This window comes from Streptomyces bobili (assembly GCF_002154575.1).
Classification (GTDB): domain Bacteria; phylum Actinomycetota; class Actinomycetes; order Streptomycetales; family Streptomycetaceae; genus Streptomyces; species Streptomyces bobili.
In genome coordinates, this window is record NZ_MUBA01000012.1 from 40,421 (window position 1) to 49,213 (window position 8,793).

Sequence of the window (8,793 nt, forward strand, 5' to 3'; positions counted from 1 at the left end):
GGTTCCTCACCCGCTCAACAATCGTTACTGGCACGTAACTTACCGGCGGGTTACTTACGGTAAGAGCGAGAGGTTACCGTCGGGTCACTTTGCACCGGAACGACTGAGGAGTGACCGTGGGACACCACCGCACGGCCCTGCGTACGACCGCCGTGGGCGCCGTCTCCGCGACCCTGGTCGCCGGTGGCGTCCTCGGTCTCGCCCCCGCCGCGCAGGCCGCCACGAGCGGCATCCGCTTCGTCGACATCCGGAGCGCGGACGGCACCGTACTGAAGGCCAACGTCGTCACGCCCGCGGACACCGACGGCACCGGCCGCCACCCCCTGATCGTGTTCCCGACGAGCTGGTCCTTCCCCCAGGTCGAGTACCTCGCCCAGGCCAGGCGGCTCGCCGACTCGGGCTACATCGTGCTCACGTACAACGTGCGCGGCTTCTGGCAGTCCGGCGGCGAGATCGAGGTGGCGGGCCCGCCCGACGTGGCCGACGCGTCCACGGTGGTCGACTGGGCGCTCGCGCACACCGCCGCCGACCCGCGCAACATCGGCATCGGAGGCGTCTCCTACGGCGCCGGCATCAGCCTGCTCGCCGCCGCGCACGACCCGCGCATCAAGGCCGTCGCGGCGCTCAGCGGCTGGGCGGACCTGACCGGGTCGATCTACTCCGGCCGCACCGAACACGTCCAGGCCGCCGCCCTGCTGGACGCCACGGGCACGGTCACCGGCCGCCACAGCGCCGAGACCCGCCGGGCCTTCGACGACTTCTACTCCGCCGACCTGGCCAAGGAGCAGGACCTGATCGCCTGGGGGAAGAAACGTTCCCCCGGAACCTACCTGGACCAGCTCAACGACAACGGCGCGGCGGTCATGCTCGCCAACACCTGGGGCGACACGATCTTCCCGCCCAACCAGTACGCGGACTTCTACGAGAAGCTGACCGGCCCCAAGCGGCTGGCTTTCCGGCCCGGCGACCACGCGACGGCCGAACTCACCGGCCTGTTCGGACTGCCCAACGACGTGTGGACCGACACCGTGCGCTGGTTCGACCACCACCTCCGGGGTGTGGACAACGGCATCGACCGTGAGCAGCCGGTGCGCATCAAGTCCCGTTCCACAAGCGGTTACGAGGGCTATCCGGACTGGAAATCGGTCACCGCGACCACCCGCAAGGTGAACCTCGCCGGCACCACCACCATCCGGACCGGCGTCAACTCGGGTGCGGACGGCGGAATCGTGTTCCTGTCGAGCATCCTCGACCAGATCGCCCGGCTTCCCCCGGTGGCCTCGATGCCCCTGCTCCCCCGCCGCTGGGCCGCCGTCTGGCAGTCGCAGACGTACGCCAGGACCCAACAGGTGCGCGGCACCGCGAGGTTGCACACCACGGTGACGCCCACCGAGGAGAGCGGCACCCTCGTGGCCTACCTCTACGACGTGGGGCCGCTCGGCCTCGGCAAGCTGGTCACCAACGCGCCGTACACCTTCCACGGGCGCACCCCGGGCGAGCCGTTCGGCGTGGACCTGGAGCTGTTCTCCACGGCCTACGACGTCCCGGCGGGGCACCGGCTGGCGCTGGTCGTCGACACGGTCGACCCGCTCTACATCGAGCACAACCCGACCGGCGCGCGGCTGACCTTCTCCTCGCCGCCGAACGACCCGTCCTACGTGTCGATTCCGCTGCGCGAACAGTGATCTCCGGCCGCCGCCGGGCGGGTATGGCTCCTGTGGATCTGCCCCTACGGCCCAGATGAACGACCCATCCTAGACGAGGTTCCGTCCGGGGGGTCATGTCGGGCGCGTACTCGGCTAGTGCTTGAGGATCTTGGAGAGGAAGTCCTTGGCCCGGTCGCTGCGCGGATCGGTGAAGAACTCGTCCGGGCTGCGGTCCTCGACGATGCGGCCGTCGGCCATGAACACCACACGGTTGGCGGCCGAGCGGGCGAAGCCCATCTCGTGGGTGACGACGACCATCGTCATGCCGTCCCGGGCGAGCTGCCGCATGACCTCCAGCACCTCGTTGATCATCTCCGGGTCCAGAGCGGAGGTCGGCTCGTCGAACAGCAGCGCCTTGGGCTCCATCGCGAGGGCCCGAGCGATGGCCACACGCTGCTGCTGGCCGCCGGAGAGCTGTGCGGGGTACTTGTCGGCCTGGCCGGCCACGCCGACGCGGTCGAGCAGGGCCAGCGCCTTCTCCTGGGCCTTCGCCTTGTCGGTCCTGCGGACCTTGACCTGCCCCAGCGTCACGTTCTGGAGCACGGTCTTGTGCGCGAACAGGTTGAAGGACTGGAACACCATGCCGACGTCGGCGCGCAGCCGGGCCAGTTCCCTGCCCTCGTCCGGGAGCGGTCTGCCGTCCAGCAGGATGGTGCCCGAGCGGATCGTCTCCAGCCGGTTGATGGCCCGGCAGAGGGTCGACTTGCCCGACCCCGAAGGGCCGATGACCACGACCACCTCCCCCTTGCCGACGGTGAGGTCGATGTCCTGGAGGACATGCAGTTCCCCGTAGTACTTGTTGACGTCACGCAGCTCGATCAACGGATCGGCGGCCATGCGCAGCCCTACTCACTCTCAGCTGTCCCGTGCAGCCGCAAACTATCCAGAGAGAACTTGCCCAAAGAGTCGACACGCACTTGTCCCGCATTAGCCGTATTTAAGCCCCCTGCAAACCTGTGGTCGAACCGGGGCTCCGACCTGCACCCGAGCCGCCGCTCAGACCTCCGCCACCTCGCCGTAGCGCTGCGACAGCTCAGGAACGCCGTTGGCCGCCCACTCCTGCCCAGCCGTCACCACGTCGAACTCCCGGCCCGACGCGAGCCGCACGACGGGCTGGCCGCCGGGCCAGACCTTCCAGACGGCGCCGGGGACGGTGCGCACGATGACGGTGCCGAGGTAGAGGCCGGCGTCGTTGCCGAGCCAGGGCAGGTTCTCCTCGTCGTCGCGCCAGCGCGGCAGCAACTGGTCGAGCGCCTCCAGCGAGGCCGGTGTGTCGTCGAGCCGGATACCCTCCCGCTCCGCAAGAGTGCGCAGCAGCTCGCACTCGGAGAGGAGTTCGGCGACCCCTTCGGGGTCGGCGGCGGTCAGCGTCGCCTCGGCGTGCTTCTTGCGCCTGCTGCCCAGGAAAGGGATGTTCATACGCCCAGCGTGACATTCACACCGGCGTGCGCACCACAGGCGCGCGGGCAGCCGCGGGCGGCCGGATCCCCCTGTCCCACCCGCACGCCGAATTGACCGGTACGCGGCGTTTTCGCCGCCGTCGCGATGCCCCAATGATCGACCGGATGTACGGGACGGGTCGGTACGTGCGCCGGCCCGTACCCGGGGTTTCCGCGGTGGCCCCTGCCAGCGCTGTCCACTAGGGGCCGCGGGGTGTCCGCCGGGTCCTACACGTCCAGGTCGACGACGACCGGCGCGTGGTCCGAGGCGCCCTTGCCCTTGCGCTCCTCACGGTCGACGTAGGAGTCCTTGACGGCCTTGGCGAAGGGCGCGTTGCCGTAGACCAGGTCGATGCGCATGCCGCGGTTCTTGGGGAAGCAGAGCTGGCGGTAGTCCCAGTAGGTGAAGGGGTGCTCGTACTTCAGGGGGCGCGGGACGACGTCGGAGAGGCCGGCGCCGCGCAGGGAGGCGAGGGCGGCGCGCTCGGCGGGGGTGACATGCGTGGAGCCCTCGAAGGCGGCCACGTCGTAGACGTCGTCGTCGGTCGGCGCCACGTTGTAGTCGCCCAGCACCGCGAAGGGGCGGCTGCCTCCCGCGTCACCGGCGACGGCGGCCCTGAGGGCCTCGAACCACTGGAGCTTGTACGCGTAGTGCGGGTGCTCCACCTCGCGGCCGTTGGGCACGTAGACCGACCAGACGCGGACCGGGCCGCAGGTCGCCGCGATCGCGCGGGGCTCCGGGGCGCCGTCGTAGCCCGGATCGCCGGGCAGGCCCTTGACGACGTCCTCGATGCCCACGCGGGAGAGCACCGCCACACCGTTCCACCTGCCGGTGGCGTGGACCGCCGCCTCGTAGCCCAGCTCGCGCAGCTGGTCGAGCGGGAACTGGTCCTCGGCGACCTTGGCCTCCTGGAGGCAGAGCACGTCGGTGCCGCTGCTCTCCAGCCAGGCCAGGAGCCTCGGCAGGCGGGCGGTGATCGAGTTCACGTTCCAGGTCGCGATGCGCATGCCCGACAACCTACCCGCAGGGTCCGACAACGCCCTCGCTCAGATCCGCGCCGAGGCCCCCGGCGCCAGCCGCCCGTGCTCGGCGCCGCCCAGGTTGCCCAGGTGCATGTCGTAGATCGGGCGGGCGAGGTCGGTGAGGAGGGCGTCGTGGATGTCGTAGACCCGCCGCGGCCCGACCTCCCTCACGTACTCGATGACCTCGGCGATCTTGTTCCAGGGGGCCTGGACGGGGGCGAGGAGGGTCTCCACCGGCCGGTCGGGGACGGTGAGGGCGTCGCCCGGATGGAAGACCCGGCCGTCGTCGACCAGGAAGCCCACGTTGGTGACGCGCGGCAGGTCCGGGTGGATCACGGCGTGCAGCTCGCCGTGGACCTGGATGTCGAAGCCCGCAGCGGTGAAGGCGTCACCGTGGCCGACGGTGTGGACGCGGCCCGGAAAGGCTCCCGCGATCTTCTCGGCCACCGACGCGAGGGTCCAGATCTCGGCGGCCGGGTCGGCCTCCAGGGCCGCCCGCAGCCGCTCCTCGCTGAAGTGGTCGGGATGCTCGTGCGTGACCAGGATCGCCTCCGCGCCGAGCGCCGCATCCTCCTCGGTGAACGCGCCCGGATCGAGCACGAGCGTGCGGCCCTCCTTCTCCAGGCGAACACAGGCATGCGCCTTCTTCGTGAGCTTCAGGGGCGTCACGGGCGTCTCGGGAGTCATGGCCGTCATGGTTCCATCCTGCCTCCGCCGGGCGGCCCGCTCACTCGGAGGGCGTCGTCTCCTCCCGGATGACCTGCTGCGCCACCCGGAACGCGCTGTTCGCGGCCGGTACGCCACAGTAGACCGCCGCCTGGAGCAGGACCTCCTTGATCTCGTCCGGGGTGAGGCCGTTGCGCAGGGCGGCGCGGGTGTGGAAGGCCAGCTCGTCGAGGTGCCCGCCGGCCACCAGCGCGGTGAGCGTCACGCAGGAGCGCGAACGCCGGTCGAGGCCGGGGCGGTCCCAGATCTCCCCCCACGCGTAGCGGGTGACCAGTTCCTGGAAGTCGCCGGAGAAGTCGTCGGCCTGTGCCAGCGCCCGGTCCACATGGGCGTCCCCGAGGACCTCGCGGCGCACCTTCAGCCCGGCGTCGTACGGGTCGGGGCGGCCCATGACCTGCGACGGCGCGATCATGGGGGCGGGGGCGATCTCCGCGATCGGCGCGGCCTGCGGGGACACGGCCTGCACCGGCCTGAGGGAGACGCCGGGGACGGCGGTCTGGCCCGTGCTGTGCTCGTGGGCGGGCTGCCAGGCGGTCGAGAAGTGCCGGACCAGGAGGTCGGTGACGGCGGCGGGCTGCTCGACCGGGACCAGGTGGGAGGCGCCCGGGACGACGGCGAGACGGGCGTCGGGGATGCCGGCGACCAGCGTGCGGGCCTCGGCGGGGCCGGTGACCTGGTCGTCCGAGCCGACGAGGACCAGCGTCGGCACGCCGACCATGCCGAGTTCGGGCCGCACGTCGAAGGAGGCGAGCGCCTCGCAGGCCGCGATGTAGCAGCCGGGGTCGGTGGTGCGCACCATCTGTACGGCCCACTCGGTGATCGCGGGCTGCGCGGCGGCGAAGCCGGTGGAGAACCAACGGTCGGGCGAGGTACGGGCGATGGGGTCGAGACCGTGCGTCCGGACGATCACGCCGCGCTGACGGAACTCGTCCGCCGTGCCGAACCGCGGCGAGGCCGCGATGAGCGCGAGCGAGGCCACCCGCTCGGGGTGACGCAGTGCCAGCTCCACACCCACCGCACCGCCGAGCGCACAGCCCGCGTAGCCGAAACGCTGCACCCCGAGTGCGTCGAGTGTGGCCAGCAGCCGCTCGGCGAGGTCGCTGACGGAGCCCGCCGGATAGGCCGGGGACCCGCCGTGACCGGGCAGGTCGAACCGGAAGATCCGCCACTGCTGCGCCAGCTCGGGAACCTGCCGGTCCCACATGTGCCAGGTGGTACCCAGTGAGGGACCGAGGATCAGGACAGGTGCGTCTTCTGGCCCGTCAAAGCGGTATTGCAGGGTGTTCATCGGTGTCTCACTCACGCCCTGCACGGTCTCACATCTCACGATTTCTCACGTGCGGGGGTCCAACCCCGTACAAGGCGTCCCAGGTTGTGACGGCCTCGGGGAGACCCTTCACGACCGGCCACGGTGCCCGGTCCCCCGCGGTGATCGGTGAGGCGGGAGGCAAGGGCGCACGGGCCGGCGCGGGCCCTTGTCGTGGTCCGGGGGCTGACCAGCGCGGACTTCGCGGTGGCCGCTCGCCGGGCGGCGGGCGGGCGGCTGCGGTGGCGGGGTCACGTCACGGGCTCCGGTCTCCGGTAACGTCAAGGTATGAGTCATCCGCATCCTGGCCTGAAGACCGCCCCGCCGCTGCCCGCCAAAGGTTTGAGGGTCGTCGCCCTGGGCGGCCTGGGCGAGATCGGCCGCAACATGACCGTCTTCGAGTACGCCGGCAAACTCCTCATCGTGGACTGCGGGGTGCTGTTCCCCGAGGAGACGCAGCCCGGGGTGGACGTGATCCTTCCCGACTTCACCTCGATCAGGGACCGCCTGGACGACATCGTGGCCGTCGTCCTGACCCACGGGCACGAGGACCACATCGGCGGCGTGCCCTACCTGCTGCGCGAGCGGTCCGACATTCCCGTCGTCGGGTCGAAGCTGACGCTGGCGTTCCTGGAGGCCAAGCTCAAGGAGCACGGCATCCGCCCGCGGACAGTGCGGGTGAAGGAGGACGACAAGCGTAAGTTCGGCCCCTTCGAGTGCGAGTTCGTCGCGGTCAACCACTCCATCCCGGACGGTCTCGCCGTGGCGATCCGGACCGGAGCCGGACTGGTGCTGCACACCGGCGACTTCAAGATGGACCAGTTCCCCCTCGACGATCGCATCACCGACCTGCGTGCCTTCGCGCGGCTCGGCGAGGAGGGTGTGGACCTGTTCCTCACCGACTCCACCAACGCCGAGGTACCCGGCTTCACCACGTCGGAACGCGAGCTGAACCCGGCGATCGAGCAGGTGATGCGTACGGCTCCGCGCCGGGTCATCGTCTCCAGCTTCGCCAGCCATGTGCACCGCATCCAGCAGGTCCTGGACGCCGCCCATCAGCACGGCCGCAAGGTCGCCTTCGTCGGCCGCTCGATGGTCCGCAACATGGGCATCGCCCGCGAGCTGGGCTATCTGAAGGTCCCGTCCGGCCTGGTCGTGACGACCAGGGAGCTGGAGAAGCTCCCCGACCACCGGATCACGCTGGTGTGCACCGGTTCCCAGGGCGAGCCGATGGCCGCGCTGTCCCGGATGGCCAACCGCGACCACATGATCCGTATCGGCGAGGGCGACACCGTACTGCTCGCCAGCTCCCTGATCCCCGGCAACGAGAACGCCATCTACCGGGTGATCAACGGGCTGACCCGGTGGGGTGCCCACGTCGTCCACAAGGGCAACGCCAAGGTGCACGTCTCCGGGCACGCCAGCGCCGGCGAACTCGTCTACTGCTACAACATCGTCAAGCCGCGCAACGTGATGCCGGTCCACGGCGAGTTCCGCCACCTGCGGGCCAACGGCGACCTCGCCATCCGTACGGGTCTCGACCCCGACCGGGTCGTCATCGCCGAGGACGGCGTCGTCGTCGACCTCGTCGACGGGCGCGCGTCCATCACCGGCAAGGTGCCCGCGGGCAACGTGTACGTGGACGGCATGGAGGTCGGCGGCGTCACCGAGGCGTCCCTCAAGGACCGCCTCACCCTGGCCGAGGAGGGCGTGGTCACCGTCGTGGCCCTCGTCGACGCCGACACCGGCGCGCTGGCGGAGGCGCCCGACTTCCTGGCCCGCGGCTTCGTCCATGACGAGACGACGTTCGAATCCGTCATCCCGGTCATCGAGAAGACGCTGGCCACCGCCGCCGAGGAAGGCGTGGGCGACTCACGTCAGCTCGAACAGCTGATCGCCCGTTCGGTGGCCAACTGGGCCTTCCGCACCTATCGCCGCAAGCCGCTCATCATCCCCGTCATCATCGACGCCTGACCCTGATCCGGGCCGAACCCCCCGGCCGCCGGCCCACCGCCGGCGGCCGGGACAGAGACGAGGAACACCGATGAGCGCGCGCTTCGACGAGATCGACTGGCGTCCGACGCCGCTGGGGGACATCAGCCTGCGGCGGCGCAGGTATCCCGGGTCGGACGACGACGTGTACGAGGTGAAACTGGGCGACGAGTTCCTGATGTCCAGCCTCTTCACGGCCGGCGAGATCGCGCTGACGGAGCTGGGGCTGGCACGCCTGCCGGGCGACGCCGAGCTGGACGTCGCGGTGGGCGGGCTCGGCCTCGGGTACACCGCGCGGGCCGCTCTGGAGGACCCACGGGTGCGTTCCCTGATCGTGGTGGACGCGCTCGCCGAGGTCATCGACTGGCACGAGCGCCACCTCGTGCCCCTCGGCGCCCGGCTGACCGGCGATCCCCGGTGCCGTCTGGTGCACGCCGACTTCTTCGAGGCGGCCGGGGGCCCGGCGGGTCTGGACCCGCGGTCACCAGGGCGCCGTTTCCACGCGATCCTGCTGGACATCGACCATTCACCGCGCCATGTGCTGAACCCCCGCCATGCCGCCCTGTACCGCCCGGAAGGGCTGCGCGCCCTCGCCGGGCAC

At 70.6% G+C, this 8,793-nt stretch carries 8 protein-coding genes; 3 read left to right on the top strand and 5 right to left on the bottom strand.

Annotation, left to right across the window (positions count from 1 at the left end; genetic code table 11):
* Window positions 1-116: 116 nt before the first annotated feature.
* On the top strand, window positions 117-1,685 hold the full coding sequence (locus BZL64_RS01225) for a CocE/NonD family hydrolase (RefSeq protein ID WP_086765123.1): 1,569 nt from the start codon (window positions 117-119) through the stop codon (window positions 1,683-1,685).
* A 114-nt stretch (window positions 1,686-1,799) separates the two neighbouring features.
* Here the strand turns inward: BZL64_RS01225 and BZL64_RS01230 are convergent, their stop codons facing one another.
* The 5 genes from BZL64_RS01230 to pcaDC all read right to left on the bottom strand — a co-directional run bounded on the left by BZL64_RS01230 (window position 1,800) and on the right by pcaDC (window position 6,197).
* Entirely contained in the window at window positions 1,800-2,543 is a 744-nt protein-coding gene (locus BZL64_RS01230; RefSeq protein WP_086765106.1) for an amino acid ABC transporter ATP-binding protein, read from the bottom strand.
* Between the two features lie 159 nt (window positions 2,544-2,702).
* The gene (locus tag BZL64_RS01235) at window positions 2,703-3,125 is read right to left on the bottom strand and encodes a DUF6278 family protein (RefSeq protein ID WP_086765109.1); all 423 of its coding nucleotides are present in this window, start codon (window positions 3,123-3,125) and stop codon (window positions 2,703-2,705) included.
* Between the two features lie 248 nt (window positions 3,126-3,373).
* Complete coding sequence (locus tag BZL64_RS01240) at window positions 3,374-4,153, bottom strand: exodeoxyribonuclease III (protein ID WP_086765112.1); 780 nt, start codon at window positions 4,151-4,153, stop codon at window positions 3,374-3,376.
* A 39-nt stretch (window positions 4,154-4,192) separates the two neighbouring features.
* Window positions 4,193-4,828 carry an MBL fold metallo-hydrolase gene (locus BZL64_RS01245; protein ID WP_086765125.1) on the bottom strand — a complete coding sequence of 212 codons (636 nt, stop codon included), beginning with the start codon at window positions 4,826-4,828 and terminating at the stop codon, window positions 4,193-4,195.
* Between the two features lie 67 nt (window positions 4,829-4,895).
* Window positions 4,896-6,197 (bottom strand): bifunctional 3-oxoadipate enol-lactonase/4-carboxymuconolactone decarboxylase PcaDC, encoded by a 1,302-nt coding sequence (gene pcaDC / locus BZL64_RS01250; RefSeq protein ID WP_086765128.1) that lies wholly within the window; start codon window positions 6,195-6,197, stop codon window positions 4,896-4,898.
* A gap of 291 nt (window positions 6,198-6,488) precedes the next feature.
* On the opposite strand from pcaDC, the gene BZL64_RS01255 reads away from it, so the two are divergent.
* Both BZL64_RS01255 and BZL64_RS01260 read left to right on the top strand, forming a co-directional pair.
* Window positions 6,489-8,174, top strand: coding sequence for a ribonuclease J (locus BZL64_RS01255; RefSeq protein WP_086765114.1), 1,686 nt, complete (start codon window positions 6,489-6,491; stop codon window positions 8,172-8,174).
* 70 nt (window positions 8,175-8,244) lie between these two features.
* Window positions 8,245-8,793 (top strand): spermidine synthase (locus BZL64_RS01260; RefSeq protein WP_086765117.1); only part of this gene is annotated, 549 nt, incomplete at its 3' end.

Bases quoted from the DNA above. Each gene is read 5' to 3' on its own strand.
- BZL64_RS01230 (WP_086765106.1), bottom strand. From the start codon at position 2,543: ATGGCCGCCGATCCGTTGATCGAGCTGCGTGACGTCAACAAGTACTAC.
- BZL64_RS01255 (WP_086765114.1), top strand. From the start codon at position 6,489: ATGAGTCATCCGCATCCTGGCCTGAAGACCGCCCCGCCGCTGCCCGCC.
- BZL64_RS01240 (WP_086765112.1), bottom strand. From the start codon at position 4,153: ATGCGCATCGCGACCTGGAACGTGAACTCGATCACCGCCCGCCTGCCG.
- BZL64_RS01235 (WP_086765109.1), bottom strand. From the start codon at position 3,125: ATGAACATCCCTTTCCTGGGCAGCAGGCGCAAGAAGCACGCCGAGGCG.